The organism is Streptomyces sp. NPDC058576 (assembly GCF_042718715.1).
GTDB lineage: Bacteria > Actinomycetota > Actinomycetes > Streptomycetales > Streptomycetaceae > Streptomyces.
Window position 1 is genome coordinate 25,918 of the sequence record NZ_JBHXPF010000057.1, and the last position, 19,508, is coordinate 45,425.

At 72.4% G+C, this 19,508-nt stretch carries 13 protein-coding genes; 6 read left to right on the top strand and 7 right to left on the bottom strand.

Annotation, left to right across the window (positions count from 1 at the left end):
• Positions 1-210: 210 nt before the first annotated feature.
• The 3 genes from ACFWRV_RS29530 to ACFWRV_RS29540 all read right to left on the bottom strand — a co-directional run bounded on the left by ACFWRV_RS29530 (position 211) and on the right by ACFWRV_RS29540 (position 3,178).
• Positions 211-1,083 (bottom strand): TylF/MycF/NovP-related O-methyltransferase, encoded by an 873-nt coding sequence (locus ACFWRV_RS29530; RefSeq protein ID WP_384338820.1) that lies wholly within the window; start codon positions 1,081-1,083, stop codon positions 211-213.
• Between the two features lie 11 nt (positions 1,084-1,094).
• A complete protein-coding gene (locus ACFWRV_RS29535; RefSeq protein WP_384338822.1) occupies positions 1,095-1,880 on the bottom strand; it encodes a methyltransferase domain-containing protein in 786 nt (261 codons plus the stop codon).
• Positions 1,881-1,993: 113 nt separating this feature from the next.
• The gene (locus ACFWRV_RS29540) at positions 1,994-3,178 is read right to left on the bottom strand and encodes a CDP-glycerol glycerophosphotransferase family protein (RefSeq protein ID WP_384338823.1); all 1,185 of its coding nucleotides are present in this window, start codon (positions 3,176-3,178) and stop codon (positions 1,994-1,996) included.
• 101 nt (positions 3,179-3,279) lie between these two features.
• On the opposite strand from ACFWRV_RS29540, the gene ACFWRV_RS29545 reads away from it, so the two are divergent.
• Complete coding sequence (locus tag ACFWRV_RS29545; protein ID WP_384338824.1) at positions 3,280-6,774, top strand: CDP-glycerol glycerophosphotransferase family protein; 3,495 nt, start codon at positions 3,280-3,282, stop codon at positions 6,772-6,774.
• An 80-nt stretch (positions 6,775-6,854) separates the two neighbouring features.
• Complete coding sequence (locus ACFWRV_RS29550; protein ID WP_384338825.1) at positions 6,855-8,075, top strand: hypothetical protein; 1,221 nt, start codon at positions 6,855-6,857, stop codon at positions 8,073-8,075.
• 252 nt (positions 8,076-8,327) lie between these two features.
• On the opposite strand, the gene ACFWRV_RS29555 is transcribed toward ACFWRV_RS29550, so the two are convergent.
• Positions 8,328-8,939, bottom strand: a complete 612-nt coding sequence (locus ACFWRV_RS29555) for a TetR/AcrR family transcriptional regulator (protein ID WP_384338826.1) — start codon at positions 8,937-8,939, stop codon at positions 8,328-8,330.
• A gap of 186 nt (positions 8,940-9,125) precedes the next feature.
• Here ACFWRV_RS29555 and ACFWRV_RS29560 point away from each other — a divergent pair, with 186 nt between their 5' ends.
• Together ACFWRV_RS29560 and ACFWRV_RS29565 are read left to right on the top strand one after the other, a co-directional pair.
• Positions 9,126-10,046, top strand: a complete 921-nt coding sequence (locus ACFWRV_RS29560) for an ABC transporter permease (RefSeq protein WP_384338836.1) — start codon at positions 9,126-9,128, stop codon at positions 10,044-10,046.
• On the top strand, positions 10,039-10,842 hold the full coding sequence (locus ACFWRV_RS29565) for an ABC transporter ATP-binding protein (protein WP_384338827.1): 804 nt from the start codon (positions 10,039-10,041) through the stop codon (positions 10,840-10,842). Before ACFWRV_RS29560 ends, ACFWRV_RS29565 begins: the two co-directional genes overlap by 8 nt.
• A gap of 271 nt (positions 10,843-11,113) precedes the next feature.
• On the opposite strand, the gene ACFWRV_RS29570 is transcribed toward ACFWRV_RS29565, so the two are convergent.
• Positions 11,114-16,120 (bottom strand): NAD-glutamate dehydrogenase, encoded by a 5,007-nt coding sequence (locus ACFWRV_RS29570; protein WP_384338828.1) that lies wholly within the window; start codon positions 16,118-16,120, stop codon positions 11,114-11,116.
• Positions 16,121-16,561: 441 nt separating this feature from the next.
• Between ACFWRV_RS29570 and ACFWRV_RS29575 the strand changes: the two genes are divergently transcribed.
• Positions 16,562-17,206, top strand: coding sequence for a DJ-1/PfpI family protein (locus tag ACFWRV_RS29575; protein WP_384338830.1), 645 nt, complete (start codon positions 16,562-16,564; stop codon positions 17,204-17,206).
• Positions 17,207-17,499: 293 nt separating this feature from the next.
• On the opposite strand, the gene ACFWRV_RS29580 is transcribed toward ACFWRV_RS29575, so the two are convergent.
• On the bottom strand, positions 17,500-18,177 hold the full coding sequence (locus tag ACFWRV_RS29580) for an HAD family hydrolase (RefSeq protein ID WP_384338832.1): 678 nt from the start codon (positions 18,175-18,177) through the stop codon (positions 17,500-17,502).
• Positions 18,178-18,215: 38 nt separating this feature from the next.
• On the bottom strand, positions 18,216-18,722 hold the full coding sequence (locus tag ACFWRV_RS29585; protein ID WP_384338833.1) for a DUF6912 family protein: 507 nt from the start codon (positions 18,720-18,722) through the stop codon (positions 18,216-18,218).
• 273 nt (positions 18,723-18,995) lie between these two features.
• Between ACFWRV_RS29585 and ACFWRV_RS29590 the strand changes: the two genes are divergently transcribed.
• The gene (locus tag ACFWRV_RS29590) at positions 18,996-19,463 is read left to right on the top strand and encodes an Rv3235 family protein (protein ID WP_384338834.1); all 468 of its coding nucleotides are present in this window, start codon (positions 18,996-18,998) and stop codon (positions 19,461-19,463) included.
• Positions 19,464-19,508 lie beyond the last annotated feature (45 nt).

Below are 19,508 nucleotides of genomic sequence, written 5' to 3' on the forward strand. Positions count from 1 at the left end.
GAACGTCGAGGGGCTTGGGCTTCGGGGCGTGAGGGCCTTCGGGGGCCATGGGGTACAACCCGCGCCCGGAGGACGGGTCACCCGAGGGGGTCCGTTCGGGTGACGGGAAGGGCGGAGTCAGGCATCCGGGGGCGCGCCGGCGACGCGTTCGAGCCCCGTACCGGGGAGGGCACGGGGCTCGGTGCTCGGCATGGCCGTGAGGAACGCGGATCAGGGCTTGACGGCGATCCGGCCCTCGTCCATCCGGAGCAGGAGCAGCCGCTCACCGGTCTTCTCCAGGAACTCGTCGACCGCCTGCCGCGAGCCCTGCCAGTAGCCGTAGTCGTCGATCAGGAGGACCCCGCCCGGGACCAACCGGTCGTACAGGTGCTCCAGTTCGTGCTTGGTGGAGGCGTACCAGTCGGTGTCCAGGCGCAGGATCGAGATCTGTTCGGGAGCCTGCAAGGGGACCGTGTCCTCGACCCGCCCCCGCACGTAGTGCACGCGCTCCTTCGGGTACGGGACGTTGTCGAAGCCCGCCTTGACGTCCTCCAGGGACGCGACCGCCCAGATCGGCCGGTCCTTGCCCTGGGCGTCCAGCAGTTCCCGGGCCGGCCGGCCGTCGCGCCGCAGGTCCTCGGCGGTGGGCGGGGTCATCCCCTCGTACGTGTCGAAGAGATACAGGTCGCGCTCGGTCTCCCCGGCGGACAGCAGGGTCCGGGCGCAGGCCTGCATGGAACCGCCGCGCCAGACACCGCACTCGACGACGGAGCCGGGGATGTCGTGCCGGGCGATGTACCGGGTGGCGAGGATGAAGGCGTTGAGCCGCTCCGGCGAGGTCATCGAGTACGGCTTGACCGCGCGGATGATGTCCTTCGCCTCGTCGTCGTAGTCCGCCGGGAACGCGAGGGCGGGCTTCTTCGCCTGAGGCTTCGGGGCGGGGGCCGATGCGGCGGCCGGAGCCGGTGCGGGACCGGCGGGGGCGGTGCGGGCGGCGGGCACCGTGACCCGCCTGAGCTGGTATCCGGTGAGCTGCTGAAGGACGCCGTTGACGGCGTTGCGCCAAGCCATGCCCCGGGACAGTACGCGCGGTTTGCGGCTCATGTCATCTTTCGTCAACCTGTCATTGATTCCGGTGCGGATGCGGATGCGGGCGCGGACGCGGGGGCAGGCGCGGACGTGGGCGCGGGTACGGAGGCGGGCTCGGTCCTGCCGCACCGGTCGCGGCCGTCCACCGGCCGGGGCAGCGGGATGCCGTCCACGCCGCCGACCCGGTTCGCCCACCACACCGCCAGCTCCCGTACGGCGAACATCGTCAGGCGGGGGTAGCGCCGCGGCTTGCGGAAGACGCCGACGGAGTCGCCCCAGTAGGCGGCCTTCTTGTCGATGGCCCGGTAGTCGTGCCAGATGCCCTGCTGCGGCGGGAAGTCGGTGTAGGCCTCGCGCAGTTCGAGCCGCGAGTGGGCGGCGAGCGCGCGGAACCCGTCGGGGTAGTAGCGCCAGCAGTCCTGCGCGTCGTGGACGTGGCCGCGCGAGGGGGCGGTGATGAACGCGTGCCCGCCCGGCTTCAGGATCCGGGCGATCTCCAGCATGGAGGCCCAGAAGAACGGGATGTGCTCGAACGCCTGCCCGGAGAGCACGACATCGGCGCTGTTGGAGCGGGCGGGGATGCGGTACGGCTTCGCCATCACCGCGTCGACGTTGGGGCCGTCCTGCACGTCGACCCCGAAGTAGTCGATGGAGTGCCCGGCAAGGAGCGCACGGTGGGTACGGGTCTGCTTGCCGGAGATCCGCGACCCGAGGTCGACGACGCGGTAGGGGCCGTTGCCGGACGTCGGCCCTTCGACGGGCAGATACTCCCTGATGCAGAGTTCCATCTGCTCGTAGGCGGACCGGTGCATGGACGTCTCCCAACATGGCGGAGTGAGCGAGCTGTCGGGCACAACGACCGTGCGGGGCTGAGGAATCGGCCCGGTGCGGCCGGTGTGACCCATTCGGGTGGCGCTCGGCGGGTTCATTCCACGCCGTCGAAGAACCGCCGTACGACGCGTTCCGCCGCGTGCCCGTCGTCGTACGGGCAGAACCGCTCCCGGAACGCGGTGCGCAGCGCGGCCGTCTCCGGGGAGCGCCACCGCCCCGTCCGGAACACGGCGGCCAGCTCGTCCGGGGTGGTGGTGACGGCTCCGGGGGTGTCGCCGGGCCGTCCGGAGAGCAGGTCGAAGCAGGTTCCGCGCACGGCCCGGTAGGCGGCCCAGTCGGGGGCGTGGACGACGATCGGGCGGTCCAGGCAGGCGTAGTCGAAGACCAGGGAGGAGTAGTCGGCGATCAACGCGTCGGCGGCCAGGCACAGTTCCTCGATCCGGGGGTGCCCGGTGACGTCGATGACCCGCCCCGTACCGGTCGCACCGACCCCGGCGGACCGCCCGTAGAAGTAGTGGGCCCGCACCAACAGCACGTAGTCCGAACCCAGTTGGCGCACCAGCCGCTCCGCGTCGAGGTCGGGGACGAAGCCGTCGCGGTAGTCGCGGTGGGTCGGGGCGTAGAGCAGGGCGGTCTGCCCCTCGGCGATACCCAGCTCGGCGCGGGTCTTCGCGATGTCCTCGGCGGTGGCGGTGAAGTACACGTCGTTGCGCGGGTACCCGAGGTCGAGCCGCTCGTAGGAGGCGCCTTGCGGGGCCGGGTAGACGCGGTCCCAGACCTCGGTGCTGTGCGGGTTGGCGGAGAGGCTGAAGTCCCACTGGCCGACATGGGCGAGGATCTTGCCGAAGTCGGTCTTCCGGGCGAGGGCGGGATACGCGCGCTGGTCGAGCCCCATGGTCTTGAGGGGGGTCCCGTGGTGGGTCTGGAGGTAGCGCTGCCCGGGCCGTTTGGTGAAACCGCCGGGAAAACTGGAGTTGTTGACCAGGTAGGTGGCGGTGGCCATGGCCCGCCAGTAGGGGCGCGACCCCTCGATGACGTACGGCACTCCGGCCGGCATCCGGTCGCGGTGCCGGGAGGAGACGACCCACACGCCCCGGATGTGCGGGGCCAGCTCGCGGGCCTTGGCGTGGATCGCGGCGGGATTGCAGGCGACGCCCCGGTTCCAGTACGCCCCGTAGACGGCGAGGTCCGGGTCGAGCGGGCGGCGCAGGTCGGCGCGGTAGACGGCCCGCATGGCCTGTCGGCGGACGAACCGCTTCACGGAAGCTCGGGTGGGCATGGCAGCCGAGCGTAGCCGCGGGCCCGGGCGGCCGGCGCCCCGTGTTCACCCGTTCGGGTCAGCGCCGGTGACCCCCGGCCCCGCCCCCTGTTGACCAGGACATGAAGCCACCACTCCTCAGCGTCGTCGTCCCCTTCCACAACGTCGAGGCCTACCTGGAGGACTGCCTGCGGTCGGTGGCGGACCAGACCCTCGAAGCGGTCGAGGTGGTCATGGTCGACGACGGTTCAACGGACGAAAGCGCCCGGATCGCGGCGGGGTTCGCCGCCCGGGACGACCGGTTCCGGCTGGTGCGGCAGAAGAACGCGGGCCTGAGCGCGGCCCGCAACACCGGCGTCCGGCACACCACTCCTACCGTCCCCTACCTGGCGTTCGCCGACAGCGACGACGTCGTCGTGCACGACGCGTACGAGCGGATGACGGCCTCGCTGGAGTCGACCGGCTCCGACCTGGTGACCGGCAATGTGTGGCGGCTGACCGGGCAGGGGCGGCAGCAGGCCTGGCAGTACCGCTGGCTGACCGCCGCCCGCCCCCGTACCCACATCACCCGGGATCCGCGCCTGCTGGCCGACCGGGTGGCGTGGAACAAGGTGTTCCGCCGCTCCTTCTGGGACGCGCACGCCTTCGCCTTCCCCGAGGGCAGGCTCTACGAGGACACCCCCGTGATGATCCCGGCGCACTACCTCGCGGGCTCGGTGGACGTCCTCGCCGAGCACGTCTACTACTGGCGGGTGCGGGAGGGCTCGATCACCCGGCGGCGCACGGACGTCACGGGCGTACGGGACCGGATCGCCGCATGCGAGCAGGTCAGCGCGTTCCTGGGCGACCGGGACGCGGCACAGCGGCGGGCGTACGACGCATCCTGTCTGCGCGACGACTTCGGGTACTTCCTGGACGGTCTACCGATGGGCGGCGAGGCCTACCGATCGGCGTTCCTGGAGGGCGCCGGGGCCTTCGTCGACCGGGCGGGCCCCATGGTGCTGGAGGGGCTGCCGGTGGAGCTACGCATCAAGTGGTCCCTGGTACGGGAACGGCGCCTGGACGAGCTGCTGGCGGTCCTCGCCTTCGAACGCGCCAACGGTACGGGCACGTTCGCCGTCGAGGGCCTTCCCGGGCGGCGGCGGGCGGTGTACCCCGGCGTGCGCGGCGCGAGCGCCCGGCTCGCACGCACGGACACCCCGGCGGTCGCGCGGCTCCTGGAGGCGCGCTGGGGCGCGGACGGGAAACTGCGGCTGCGCGGGTACGCGTATCTGCGCAACCTCCCGGCCGGTTCGGCGCGTCAGCGGCTGACGGTGGGCATGGTCCGGGCGGAGCAAGGGCGGGCGGTGCGGCCGATGCCGGTCCGGCCGGTGCCCTCCCCCGAGGCGACGGTGAACTCGGGTCAGGAGCTGCACGGTTACGACGACGCGGGCTTCGAGATGGTCCTCGACCCGGACCGGCTGCCCGCGACGGGGGGCGGCGGCTGGCTGGTCGGCCTGGTGCTCGGCGGGCGCGGAACGGTCCGGCGGGTCGCGGTGCGCGCGCCGGACGCGGGCGCGGACCAGCCGCTGGTGCACGACCTGGGCGACGGGCGGCGGGCGGTGCTCGACTACCGGGGCGGCCGGCTCCGGCTGACGGTGTCCAGGCTGCGTGCACTGGCGGAGACGCATCGTGCGGCGGGCCCGGGGGCGGAGGCGGGCACGCTGGACGTCACGGGGCGGTTCTTCGGCGGCGGCCCCTCCCCCACGGCACTGCTGCTGACGCGCGAGGGGGCCGAGGAGCGGTCCTGCGCGGTGGAGTGCGAAACGGGCGAAGCGGCCGGTACGACGTTCACCGTGCGGGTTCCGCTCGCCGGACTCGCCGCCGTACCGGCCGCCCCGCCCCGCACCCCCCGGGAGGTCCGGGCCGCGCGGGGGACGGCGGAGGGGGCGCGGTGGCAGGTCCGGCTGCTGCTGCCCGACGGCACCCGTGTTCCCCTGCCCGCCGCCCTGGACCTGGCGCCACCCGCCCGTCCGGACGCGACGGGGAATCTGGTGCTCGATCCGACGGGGACGCCGATCGCGGACCGGGTGGAGAGCGCGCCCGGCGAGCGGGGAGCCGCACGGGTCTCGGGGACGTACACCGGTGCCCATCCCGACGGTTCTGCCCGGCTCCTCCTGCGCCACGAGACCCTCGGCGAGACGGTCCCGGTCGCCGAGGTCGCCGTGGACCGGGCCCCGGACGGTACGGCGGGCGGCCGGTTCTCTGCGCTGATCGCCCCGCCGCTCCCGGAGGGCCGCTGGGAGGTCCGCCTCGACGACCGCCCCGTACACGTCCTCGGCTCCGCCGCCGCGCGGCTGCCCTGCGGCGGCGGCGAGAACGGGCTGCGCCTGGAGCGGCGGCACGGCGACCGGCTGTCCGTGGTCGCGGGGCCCGGCCTCCCGGCCGCCGAGGGGAGCGCGTACGGCCAACGGCTTCTGCGCGCCGTGCACCACCCCAACCGGCGCACGCCCCGCGCCCTCCCGCTCCGCGACACCGTCCTCTACGCGGGCGGCGACTCCCCGCGCGCCGTCCACGCCGAGCTCGTGCGCCGGGGCACGGACGCCGAGCACCTCTGGGTCACGGGTACCACCCCCGGCCGCACCACCCACGTCCCACCCGGTGCGCGGGCCGTCCCCGTCCACAGCGCCGCCTGGTACGAGGCGCTGGCCCGCTCCCGGCGGATCGTCACGGACGAGCAGCTGCCCGCCTGGTTCGAGCGGCGTCCCGGGCAGACGGTCGTCCAGACCTGGCACGGCACTCCGCTCGGCCGGTTCGGCTCAGGTCTGGCGGACACCCTCTACGCCGACCACCAGCACCTCGCCACCCTGCCGCAGCGGTCGGCCCAGTGGTCGGTGCTGGTCTCCCCGAGCCGCTTCGCCACCCCCCTCCTGCGCCGGTCGCTCGGGTACGAGGGCGAGGTGCTGGAGGCCGGGTCACCCGCCAACGACGTGCTGTTCCCGCCCGTCCGGGACAAGGCCGCCGAGGAGGTACGGCGCGGGCTCGGGATCCCGGCGGAGCACCGCGTCGTGCTGTACGCCCCGACCTACCGGGACCACCTGGCCCACCCTCCGTCCGCCGTGTCCGCCGCGTCCGCCGACCGCACGGCCCCCGGCCCGTACCGCTGGGACCCGGCGCTCGACCCGCACGCCCTGGCCCGGGCGCTCGGCCCCGGCCACACGGTGCTGGTGCGCCGCCACCCCCGGGTCACCGGCAGCGTCCCGGCCGGGCCGGGCGTGCTCGACGTCTCGCACCACCCCGGGGCGGCCGGACTGCTCCTGATCGCCGACGTGCTGGTGACGGACTACGCGGGGCTGATGTTCGACTTCGCGCTGACGGGCCGGCCGATGCTCTTCCACACGTACGACCTGGAGCACTACCGCGACACCGTGCGCGGATTCTGCCTCGACTTCGAGACCCGGGCACCGGGGCCGCTGCTGGTCACGACGGACGAGGTGGCCCAGGCGCTGCGCGGCACGGGGGCTCTGGCGGCCCGGCACGCCGACGCGTACGAGAGCTTCCGCCGCGACTACTGCGACCTGGACGACGGCGGCGCGGCGGCCCGGGTCGCGGACCGGCTGCTGGCGGACACGCCGTAGGCCCGTCGGGACCGTCGCCCGGAATCCCCCGGACGAGTGGCGGCGGGGAGAGCGGGCCCGCCGCACGGAACCCATGAGGTGTGCCCCTCTTCTCCGCAGCTTCCGCCCCGTCCTCCGCCGACCTCCCGCCCGCCGCGCCCGAGGGCGACGGGACCGACGGGGCTGCCCGGCCGCCCCTGTGGCTGCCGTCGCCGTACCTCGTGCTCGGCGGCCTGCTGTGGGCGGTGCTGTCGGCCGCCGCCTGGCAGGCCCCGCTGTGCTGCGAGGCCGGGCTCCAGGCAGCCGTCGTCGAACGGCTGCGGGTGAACCTGCTGCACCCCGCGTTCCCGATGACCGACCTGCCCGCCGTGGCGAGCGCGCACTACTCCCCGTACGCGCTGCTCCAGGGCCTGGCCGCCCGCGCCTCCGGGCTCTCCGGCCCGTCCGTCGTCGCGCTGGCCGCGTCGCTGAACCTGCTGCTCCTGCTCACCGGGATCGGGCGGCTGACCCGGCTGCTGACCCCGAACCGCTGGGTGCCGGTGCTCGTCCTCGTACCGCTGGCGATGATCCACTGGGCGGACCCGGCCCGCTGGAGCGCGCCGAGCACGTTCGCAGTCGCGGTCACCCTGCACCTGTGGGCGTGGACCGGTCGCGCGGCCGCCCGGGTCGCCGAGCGCGGCGATCCGGCACCGGGCCGGACGCCCCGGTGGTTCGAGGCGACCGGGATCGGGGTGCTGCTCGGGCTCGTCCTGCTGGTCCATCCGCAGACGGCGATCGGCGCGGCCGTCGGGTGCCTCGCCCTGATCGCGTTCCGGACGCGGACCCGGATCCGGCCGACCGCGTGGCGGTGGACGTTCGCCGTGGTGTGCGCGGTGACCGTGGCGGCGCTGTGGCCGTACTACAACGGGCTCACCGCCCCGCACACCCCCGCCGACGGCCGGACGACAGCGCCTCCGGCGGCGGAGGGGGTACGGACGGCCGGGGAGCCGTACGCCTGGGCGACCGCGTACGTGCCGCCGGGCGAGGTGGTCCTGACGGACAGCCGCCCGGCGATGTACGCGCTGGCCGGGCACGGGGCGTACGTGCTGGCCGACGCGCTGCCGGACGCGGGGCTCGCGACGACGGAGCGGCGGGAGAGGAGCCGGGCGGTGGCCGCCTACCTCGACACGTCGACCCCGCAGGCCCGACGGGACGGGATCACCGCCCAGTACCGGGTGCGGTGGCTCCTGCTGACCCGCGACCAGCGGCTGCCCGAGAACGCGACGGTGCTGGCGTTCAGCCCGCGCACGGGCGAGGTGCTGGCGCGGGTGTCGGGAGGCTGACCCACCCGGCCCGCTCTCAGCCGGGGTGCCTGAGGCCCGCCCCTCGCAGGGATCCGCGGAGCCCCCCCCTCGCAGGGATGCGCGCCCGCCCGCCCTCGCAGGGTTCACGTGCCCGCCCGCTGTCAGCCGGGGTGCTTGCGGGCCCGCCCCTCGCAGGGATGCGCGCCCGCCCTCACAGGGTTCGGTGCCCGCCCGCTGTCAGCCGGGGTGCTTGCGGGTCGGCCCGACGGCGGGACGCTTGCGGGCCGGTCGTCAGTCGGCGTGTGTGAGGGCGGCAACCGCCGATGCGGCCAGATCGTCCAGATAGCCCTTCGGCAGTTCGCCGCGGACGACGGCGAGCCGCCAGTACAGCGGTCCGACGATGAGGTCGAGCGCCCGGTCCGGATCGCTCCCTTCCGGCAGCTCTCCCCGGGCGACCGCCTCCCGCACCACCACGGCGGCGACGCCCTGCTGCTGGTCCAGGAGGGCGGCCTTGATCGCCTCGGCGATCTCCGGATTGCGGGCGGCCTCGACCAGCAGGTCCGGGATGACCTGCGAGGCGACCGGGTGGCGCAGGGCGTAGGCGGCCAGCTCCAGGACGGCGCGCACGTCTCCGTACAGCGAACCGGTGGCCGGGGCGGGCATCCCCTGGGCGGCTACGGCCGCGACGAGGTCGAGGACGAGCGCCAGCTTGGACTTCCAGCGGCGGTAGACGGCGGTCTTGCCGACGCCCGCGCGCCGGGCGATGCCCTCGATGGACATCCGGGCGAACCCCACCGCGGCGAGTTCCTCGAAGACGGCGGCGCGGATGGCGTCCGTCACGTCCTCCCGCAGGACGGCGGCGCCTGCGGGGGCGCGGCGGCGGGTTCCCCGTTCGGTGGTCATGGCCCGCATGATAGTCGGCCGCGACGAAACGGTTGCGTTGCGACGTGGAAGCGTCCTACTCTCAGCGTTACGACGGTACGGTCCCGTCCCAACGAGGGCGTCCCTACGGGACCGTGCCGTTCCCCCCTTCCTCCCGCCGGCGTCGAAAGCGGTCGATCGTTGAGCCAGACAACAGCCCCGCCCCCGGTGACCGCCCCCTCCGAGGGCGCTCCGACCACCACCGTCACCACCTACGCGCCCGGCGAGCTGGCGGCCCTGGCCGCCCGGCACGGCCTGAAGGTCAGCGGCGCCCGGCCGTCGCTGCCCGCGTACATCCGGCAGCTCTGGGGGCGCCGGCACTTCATCACGGCCTTCGCGACGGCCAAGCTGACGGCCCAGTACAGCCAGGCGAAGCTCGGCCAGATCTGGCAGATCATGACGCCGCTGCTGAACGCGACGGTCTACTACTTCATCTTCGGCGTCCTGATGAACACCAAGCACGGGGTGGAGGACTTCGTCCCGTTCCTGGTCACCGGGGTGTTCATCTGGACCTTCACCAGCAGCTCGATCACCGCCGGCACCCGGGCGATCAGCGGCAACATCGGCCTGGTGCGGGCCCTGCACTTCCCGCGCGCGTCGCTGCCGGTGGCGCTGGCGCTCCAGCAGCTCCAGCAGCTGCTGTTCTCACTCGGCGCGCTGACTCTGATCCTGCTGGCGTTCGGCCAGTACCCGCGCCCGACCTGGCTGCTGGCCGTCCCGGCGCTGGCGCTCCAGGCGCTGTTCAACACCGGCCTGTCGATGGCCATGGCCCGGCTGACCGCGCGGACCCCGGACATCGCCCAGCTGACGCCGTTCGTGCTGCGCACCTGGATGTACTCGTCCGGCGTGATGTGGAGCCTGGACCACCTGCTGGCCGGCAACCGGGTGCCGCACGCGGTGATGATGGTGCTGGAGTACAACCCGGCGGCGCTCTACATCAACCTCATGCGGTACGCGCTCATCGACAGCTACACGTGGGAGCAGCTTCCGCACCTGGCCTGGGCGGTAGCGGCAGGCTGGGCGGTGCTGTGCGGCGTGGCGGGGTTCGTGTACTTCTGGAAGGCCGAGGAGACGTACGGACGTGGCTGACATCGAGAACGCTCCCGGGGACCAGCGCGTCCCGACCGTCGTCGTCGACGACGTCCACATCACGTATACGGTCAACGGCGCGCGTACGGGCAGGGGCAGCGCGACCTCAGCGCTCAGCCGGCTCACCACGCGCCGCCGCACGCCCGGCGCACGCCAGGTGCACGCCGTGAAGGGGGTCAGCTTCGCCGCGTACAAGGGCGAGGCGATCGGCCTGATCGGCTCCAACGGCTCGGGCAAGTCGACGCTGCTCAAGGCGGTCGCGGGCCTGCTCCCGCCGACCCGGGGCAAGGTCCACACCCAGGGCCAGCCATCGCTGCTCGGCGTGAACGCGGCGCTGATGGGCGACCTGACGGGCGAGCGCAACGTGGTGCTGGGCGGACTCGCGATGGGCATGACGCGCGAGCAGATCCGCGAACGCTACGACGAGATCGTCGACTTCTCCGGCATCAACGAGAAGGGCGACTTCATCACGCTGCCGATGCGCACGTACTCCTCGGGCATGGGGGCGAGGCTGCGCTTCTCCATCGCGGCGGCCAAGAGTCACGACGTACTCCTGATCGACGAGGCACTGTCCACGGGCGACGCGAAGTTCCAGCGCCGCAGCAAGGACCGCATCAAGGAACTGCGCGCCGAGGCGGGCACGGTGTTCCTGGTCAGCCACAGCAACAAGTCGATCACCGAGACCTGCGACCGCGCCCTGTGGCTGGAGGCGGGCACGCTCCGGATGGACGGCCCGGCAAAGGAAGTGGTGAAGGCCTACGAGGCCTACACCACCTCAAGCCCGTCCGGCGCTTGAGGACATCTGTTCATCTGTTCATCCCACCCGGCCACCCCCAGCCCGCCCGGCGCTTGAGGGCATCCTTCCCAGCCCGCCCGGCGCTTGAGGGCATCCTTCCCAGCCCATCCGGCCACCCCCAGCCCGCCCGGCGCTTGAGGGCATCTTTAAAGCCCGTCCGGCGCTTGAGGACGTCTGTTCATCTGTTCAGCCCGTCCGGCGCTTGAGGACAAAGCCCCACGCCGAGGGGCCGGCACCCCACCAGGTGCCGGCCCCTCAGACGTACGACCCCCTACGCGTGCGTACGCAACAACGTCCGCATCGTCCGCATCGCCACCGACAGATTCGCCAGATCAAACGCGTCCGACCCCTGGATCTCCTCCAGCGTGGACCGCGACCGAGCCAGAATCGCTGCGTTCTTCTCCTCCCACGCCCGGAACCGCTCCTCCGGCGTGGCGGACCCGTTCCCCACACTCAGCACGTCCGAGGTGAGCGCCGCATGCGCCGCGTACAGGTCCTCGCGGATGGAGGCGCGGGCCATGGACTGCCAGCGGTCGGCCCGCGGCAGCTCGATGATCCGGTCCATCAGCTGCGTGATCCGCAGCCGGTCCGCGAGGTCGTAGTAGACCTCGGCGACCTCCAGCGGATCCTGCCCCGTACGGTCGGCGATGGCCACGATGTCCAGCGCCGGGAAGGCGGAGGAGAACCCGGCCACCCGGCCCGCCAGCTCGTCCGGCACGCCCGCGGCCGTCAGCTCGTCCAGGATCGAGTGGTACCAGTCCAGGTCGGCGCCCTTGACCAGCTTGGGCAGCTCGTTCCAGACCTGCTCGACCCCGTCCCGGAACAGGTCGATGGTCTCCGCGATGGCGACGGGCTGCGGCCGGTTGCCCAGCAGCCAGCGCGAACCGCGCTCGACCAGCCGCCGCGAGTGCAGCCGGATCCGGGTCTGGACGTCGGCGGCGACCTTGTTGTCGAGCGCCTCGACGGCGTCCCACACCTGCGACAGGCCGAAGATCTCACGGGCCGTGAACTGGGCCCGCACGATCTCCTCGATCGAGGCCCCGGTCTCTTCCCGCAGCCGGTGCAGGAAGGTCGAACCGGCGGTGTTCACCGTGTCGTTGACCAGCACCGTCGTGATGATCTCGCGCCGCAGCGCGTGCCCGTCGACCGCCTCGGGGAACCGCTCGCGCAGCTCGCTCGGGAAGTAGGCGTGCACCAGCTTCTGCAGGTGCGGGTCGTCCGGCAGGACGGTGGAGATCAGCTCGTCCGCCGTCGTGATCTTCGTGTAGGCGAGCAGGACGGCCAGCTCCGGCTGGCTCAGCCCCTTCTCGTTGCTGAGCAGCTCCCGGATGTGCCGGTCCGCGGGCAGGAACTCCAGCGCCCGGTCCAGCGCCCCGTCGCGCTCCAGCCGGCGCATGAAGCGCTGCTGGGCGTGGAGCAGCGAGGGGGCCTGGGCGGAGGCGTTGGAGAGGGCGACGTTCTGCGCGTAGTTGTTGCGCAGGACGAGCGAGCCGACCTCGTCGGTCATGTCGGCGAGCAGCTTGTTGCGCTGCTTGACGGTCATGTCGCCTTCCCGGACCAGACCGTTGAGCAGGATCTTGATGTTCACCTCGTGGTCGGAGGTGTCCACACCGGCGCTGTTGTCGATCGCGTCGGTGTTGATCCGGCCGCCGTTGCGGGCGAACTCGATCCGGCCGAGCTGGGTGGCGCCGAGGTTGCCGCCCTCGCCGACGACCTTGGCCCGCAGGTCCTCGCCGTTGACGCGGATCGCGTCGTTGGCCTTGTCGCCGACGTCGGCGTTCGACTCGGAGACGGCCTTGATGTACGTGCCGATGCCGCCGTTCCACATCAGGTCGACGGGGGCCTTGAGGATGGTCTGCATCAGGTCGGCGGGCGTCATCTTGCTCACCGAGGGGTCGATGCCGAGCGCCTCGCGGACGTGCGAGTTGAGCGGGATCGACTTGGCGCTGCGCGGGTGGATGCCGCCGCCCGCGGAGAGCAGGTCGGTGTTGTAGTCGGCCCAGGAGCTGCGCGGCAGGTCGAACAGGCGGCGCCGCTCCGCGTACGAGGTGGCGGCGTCCGGGTTCGGGTCGATGAAGATGTGCCGGTGGTCGAAGGCGGCGACGAGGCGGATGTGCTCGGAGAGCAGCATGCCGTTGCCGAAGACGTCACCGGACATGTCGCCGACGCCGACGACGGTGAAGTCCTCGGTCTGGGTGTCGTGGCCCAGCTCCCGGAAGTGCCGCTTGACGGACTCCCAGGCGCCCCGGGCGGTGATGCCCATGCCCTTGTGGTCGTAGCCGGCCGAGCCGCCGGAGGCGAACGCGTCACCGAGCCAGAAGTTGTACGCGACCGCGACCTCGTTGGCGATGTCGGAGAAGCTCGCGGTGCCCTTGTCGGCGGCGACGACGAGGTAGGTGTCGTCCTCGTCGTGGCGGACGACGTCGGTGGGCGGCACGACCTCGCCGGCCACCATGTTGTCGGTGATGTCGAGCAGCGCCGAGATGAACGTGCGGTAGGCGGCGATGCCCTCGGCGAACCAGGCGTCCCGGTCCACGGACGGGTCCGGGAGCTGCTTGGCGACGAAGCCGCCCTTGGCGCCGACGGGCACGATGACGGTGTTCTTCACCATCTGCGCCTTGACCAGGCCGAGGATCTCCGTACGGAAGTCCTCGCGCCGGTCCGACCAGCGCAGCCCGCCGCGGGCGACCTTGCCGAAGCGGAGGTGGACGCCCTCCACGCGCGGCGAGTAGACCCAGATCTCGTACGCGGGCCGGGGCGCGGGCAGGTCCGGGATGGCCTGCGGGTCGAACTTCATCGAGACGTAGGAGTGCGGCGTGCCGTCCTCCGTGTGCTGGAAGAAGTTGGTGCGCAGGGTGGCCTTGATGACGGTGAGGAAGGACCGCAGGATCCGGTCCTCGTCGAGCGAGGCGACCTGGTCCAGGGCCCCGTCCAGCTCCTCCAGGAGGCCGTCGGTCAGCTCGGTGCCGGCGCTCTGGCGGCCGGGCGACATGCGGGCCTCGAAGAGCGAGACGAGCAGCCGGGTGGTGTGGACGTTGTTGCGGAGCGTGGACTCCATGTAGTCCTGGCTGAACGTCGAACCGGCCTGCCGCAGGTACTTCGCGTAGGCGCGCAGCACCATGGCCTGGCGCCAGTTCAGCCCGGCGCCGAGGACCAGCGCGTTGAAGCCGTCGTTCTCCGCCTCGCCCTTCCAGACGGCGGCGAAGGCCTCCTGGAAGCGGGCGCGGGCGTCGTCGGCGAGGTAGCCGCCGCTGCCGTTGACCAGGGGCATCCGCAGCCCGAAGTCGTAGACCCAGGCGTGGGTGCGGTCCGCGCAGCGCAGCTCGTACGGTCGTTCGTCGACGACCTCGACGCCGAGCTGCTGGAGGGCCGGGAGGACGGCGGAGAGGGAGACCTGCTCGCCGGTGCGGTAGATCTTGAAGCGGCGCTCGCCGGGGCCCGCGCCGACCGGCTCGTACAGGCTGAGGGCGAAGTCCTTCTCACCCTCCCGGAGGGTTTCGAGGTGGACCAGGTCGGACACGGCGGCGCGCGGCGAGTGGTCGGCCTTGTAGCCCTCGGGGAACGAGTGGCCGTACTGGCGCTGGAGTTCGGCGCCGCGCTCCTCGCCCAGCTCGGCGGTGAGCGCCTCCTGGAAGCCGTCGGCCCAGGAGCGGGCGGCCTCGACGAGGCGGGCCTCGATGCGGTCGGCGTCGGCGTCGGTGAGGTGCGGCAGCTCGGTGCCGGCCGGGACCCGGATGACGAAGTGCAGCCGGGAGAGGATCGACTCGGTGTTCCAGGCGGTGAAGTCGACGCTGTTGCCGCCGAGTTCCTCCTTGAGGATGTCGATCAGCCGGAGGCGCACGCCGGTGGTGTAGCGGTCGCGCGGGAGGTAGACGATCGCGGAGTAGTAGCGCCCGTACTCGTCCTGGCGCAGGTAGAGCCGCAGCCGGCGGCGCTCCTGGAGGTAGAGGACGGAGGTCACGATGGAGCGGAGCTGGTCGACCGGCGTCTGGAACAGCTCGTCGCGCGGGTAGGTCTCCAGGATCTGGAGCAGGTCGCGCCCGTCGTGGCTGTTGTACGAGAAGCCGGCGCCCTCGACGACCTCGGCGACCTTGCGGCGGATGACGGGCACCCGGCGCACGGACTCGGTGTAGGCGGCGGAGGAGAAGAGACCGAGGAAGCGCCGCTCGCCGACGACGTTGCCCTTGGCGTCGAACTTCTTCACGCCGACGTAGTCGAGGTAGCTGGGGCGGTGCACGGTGGCCCGGCTGTTGGCCTTCGTCAGGACGAGGAGCTTGTGCTCGCGGGCCTTGGCCCGGGCGTCGGCGGGCAGCCGGTCGAAGGACGGGCTGACCGGGTGGGCCTCGTCCTCGCTGTGCTGCGGGTCGGAGCGCAGGATGCCGAGCCCGGTGCCGGGCACGGCGGCCAGCGCGTCGCTGTCCTTCAGCTCGTACTCGCGGTAGCCGAGGAAGGTGAAGTGGTCGGCGGCCAGCCAGCGCAGCAGCTCGCGGGCCTCCTCGACCTCCTCGTCGGCGAGGTCGTCCAGCGGTTCGCCCGGCAGGTTGTCGGCGATCCGGAGGGCGGCGTCGCGCATCTTCCCCCAGTCCTCGACGGTCTCCCGCACGTCGGACAGGACGCGCAGGAGGTCGGCGGTGATCTGCTGGAGGTCGGCGCGGTCGGTCTCGCGGTCGATCTCGACGTGGATCCAGGATTCGACGAGAGCGTCGTGCGGCAGTTCGCTCTTCTGACCCTTGGCGTTCTTGCCGCCCTTGGTGCTCTGCGGGGTGCCGGGACCGCCGGAGAGGACCTCGATGAGCTTGCCGGTGACATCGCGGCGGACCGTGACCTGCGGGTGGATCACGACGTGGATGCCGCGGTCCTGCCGGGACAGCTCGTTGGTGACGGAGTCCACCAGGAACGGCATGTCGTCGGTGACGACCTCGACGACGGAGTGGCTGCAGGCCCAGCCGTTCTCCTCGACCGTCGGGGTGTGCACCCGGACGTTCGCGGTGCCCTGCGGACGGTTCTCGGCCAGCCGGTAGTGCGAGGCGGCGGCGCCGAAGACGTCGACCGGGTCACGGCCGCTGAGGTCCTCCGGAGCCGTGTGCAGGTAGTAGCGCTGGAGGTAGGCGAGCACCGTGTCCTGACCGGCTGGGGCGCCCCCGTCGGCCCCGGCGGCGGAGACCCGCGCCCGGGGGGCACCTCCCGGGCCACCGACACCACCGCCCGGACCGTTGTCAGCTACCTTGGCGGCCCCTGCGAGCAGCTCGGCCTTGGCTTCGTCCAGCTTGGTCTGCATGTCCTCTGGCTCCTGTCGCGCGCCGTTGCGTGACGTAGGTGAGAAAAGCGGCGTTCCGCCACGACGCGGGGGTTCCGGTCTGGGTCGACGCTATGCCGCTTCGAGCGTTCCCCGGGACCACATGGGCCATTTTTGACGGCCGGTCCGGAGTCGGGAGATCGCGGATCGCCCGGGTGCTGTGGCACTCCGGGCGGCGGCCGGGGGCTTCGCTGCCCCCGAGGCGTATCGCGCTGATCACGGCACCAGGCTATCGCCCCCGCACCCCACCGCGTCATGGGCTGCTTGTGTACAAAAGAACACCCCGAACTTTGACACTCTGGACAGTGCGCCGCGCCGTCTTGGCGAACTCCTGGAACCGGGGCAATCTGTCCGTACAGCCCTACGCCACCGGCTGACCGCGAGCCGACCCGCCGCGGGCCGATCTCGCCCGAGGAGTCCGCCATGCCGCAGAAGATCCTCATCGTCACCGGCGACGCCGCCGAGTCGCTGGAAGTGCTCTACCCGTACCAGCGGCTGCTGGAGGAGGGGTACGAGGTCGACATCGCGGCCCCCGAGCGCAAGACGCTGCGCTTCGTCGTCCACGACTTCGAGCCCGGCTTCGACACGTACACGGAGAAGCCCGGCTACACGTGGCCCGCCGACCTGTCCTTCTCCGAGGTGGACCCCGGCGCCTACATCGCCCTGGTGATCCCCGGCGGCAGGGCCCCCGAGTACCTCCGCAACAACGCCGAGCTGCGGAAGATCGTCGGCGCCTTCTTCTCCGCGGACCGCCCCGTCGCCCAGATCTGCCACGGCCCCCTGATCACCGCCGCCACCGGCAGCCTCAGCGGCCGCAGCGTCACGGCGTACCCGGCCCTGGAACCGGACATGCAGAGCGCTGGCGCGACCTTCCAGGACACGGAGGCGGTGGTGGACGGCCCCCTGGTCTCCTCCCGAGCCTGGCCGGACCACGCGGCCTGGATGAGGGAGTTCCTGAAGGTGCTCAGGTCCAGCAACACACCTTCAAGCCCGTCAGGCGCCCCCTCCAGCCCATCGGGCGCCAACTCAAGCCCATCCGGCGCCACCTCTAGCCCGTCTGGCGCTTGAGGACACTTTTCTGCCCGAGCAGTCCCTCAAGCCCGTCCGGCGCTTGAGGACATCTCTCAGCCCGGGCACACCCCGGCCAGCACGCGCATCGCCAGCCCGCCCAGGCACACCTCCAAGCCCGTCCGGCGCTTGAGGACACTTTTCCGCCCGGGCACACCCTCCAGCCCGTCCGGCGCTTGAGGACGCTTTTCAGCCCGTCCGGCGATTGAGGACCGGGGCCCGGGGCAGCGCCCCGAAACCCGCACCAAGGCACCCCGCACCCCGCGAAGCACCCGCACCCCCACAAGCCCCCCTTACGCGGCAAACGTCTCCGCCAACGCCACCGCCTCCCCCAGACTGTCCACCACCGGCACCCCCGCCCCCTCCAGACTGCTCCGGCTGTGCGACCCCCCGGTGTACAGCACCGCCCGCGCCCCCACATGCGCCGCCGCCACCGCGTCGTCCAGCGCGTCCCCGATGACCACCGACCGCTCCGGCGAGATCCCGCCCACCCCTGCCAGCGCCTCGAAGTGCCGCTCCATGTGCAGCGCCTTGCTCCCGCCGGACGGCCCCGTACGCCCCTCGACGCGGACGAACCGCGGCTCGATCCCGTACCCCCGGACCACCGGCACCAGCTGCTCGTGCCCGTACATACTCAGGAGCGACTGACTGCGCCCGGCCCGCTGCCACTGGTGCAGCAGCTCCTCCGCCCCGGCGGTGAGCCCACAGGCCGCCCGCTGCTCCGTGTAGTACCGGTGGAAGATGCCGTCCATCCGCTCCCACTCGGCCTCCGTGGGCAGCCGGCCCAGGAACCGCTCGTAGAAGCGGGGTATGGGGATGGTGTACATCTCCCGGTACTGCTCCAGCGTGATCGGCGCCAGCTCGACCTCCGCGAACGCGGCGTTCGTCGCCTGGATGACGGCATGCGTGTCGTCGAGCAGCGTTCCGTTCCAGTCCCAGACCAGATGTGTGCGTGTCGTCCCGGAAGTCATACAGAAAAAGTACCCGCCGGGTCCGACAACGCCGCCCCTCAGCCGATGAGCTGCGGAATCTCCTGGACGCCGAACCAGAGCAGCTCGTGGTCCTCGGCGCCGTCCACGGTGAACTGCGCGTCGTCGTCGCCGAGGTCCGCCGCACCCAGCGCGGCCGCCGCGGCGGCCACGTCCTTCTCCGCGTCGTCGGCGTCCACGTGCACCGCCGCCGCCTTGGCCAGCGGCAGCGCGGCGGCGATCCGCACCTCGCCGAGCGACGACGCGCTCAGCCCGTGGTCGGGGTCGGCGACGGCGGACCCGTCCGGTACGTCGACGGCGACGACGACCCGGCGGCGCACCTCGTCCGGATTCCCGGCGATCGTCCGGAGCGAGGCGGCGGCGGCCCGGTTGAGCGCCGCGTACTCCAGCTCCTCGATGTCGTCGGAGACGTACCACTCGCGCAGCCCGGGGGTCACCGCGTAGGCAGTCAGCGGTCCGGGGCCGACCTCGCCCGCACCGTGCGCCGCTGCGAGACCGGAGAGGGTCAGGGGGACGTACACGCGCATGGCAGGTCGCTTTCGTAGAGGGAAACGTCCTCAGGATACGTGGGAGCGTCCCCTTTCGGGTTCCGGCAACCGGGGTCGTCCGTCCACGGTGGACGCCCCGTCACCCCCGCCGTCGCCCTTGCCCCACAAGGGCCGCGCCACGGATAGGTGAAACCGTCCACGCCCGCTCGGCGCCCGGATGCCCCTTGCGTCGCTGACGACCGCACCCGTAGAAGATCCCCAACACAAGTTACCGCCCGGTAGAACCGGGCCCGGTCAACGGGGGCGATGATCATGAGCACGGACAGGACGAGGCCCGCCGGCCGACGCGACCAGAACGGTCCCCGGTCGGTACCGAGCGGTCCCCGGTCGGTACCTCCGCAGCGGTCCCGCAGGCAGCAGCCCCACCGGCCGCAGCGACCGCACCAGTGGTTCGCCGAGCGTCTGCTCGCGGTCCTCAGCGGCCAGCGCCCGGTGCACTGGATGCTCGGCCACACCATCGGCGAGGCCTACGACCAGCTCGCCGAGCTGGCCCCCAGCACCCCGCTGGGGGCCGCCCGGGGCGCCCGCCCCGTCCTTCGCCACTGCCGCGGGGCCCAGCCCGCCACCGGCGTGGTCGAGGCCTTCGCCAGCATCACCGCGGGCGACCGGGTGCGGGCGATGGCCTTCCGCCTGGAACAGGGCGCCGACCAGCGCTGGCGCTGCGCCGCCGTGGAGCTGGGCGGCGAACGCCTCACGGCCGGCCACTCCGGCCCGCGGTGACCCGGGAGACGCGGCAGGGGCCGGACACCTCGCGGTGTCCGGCCC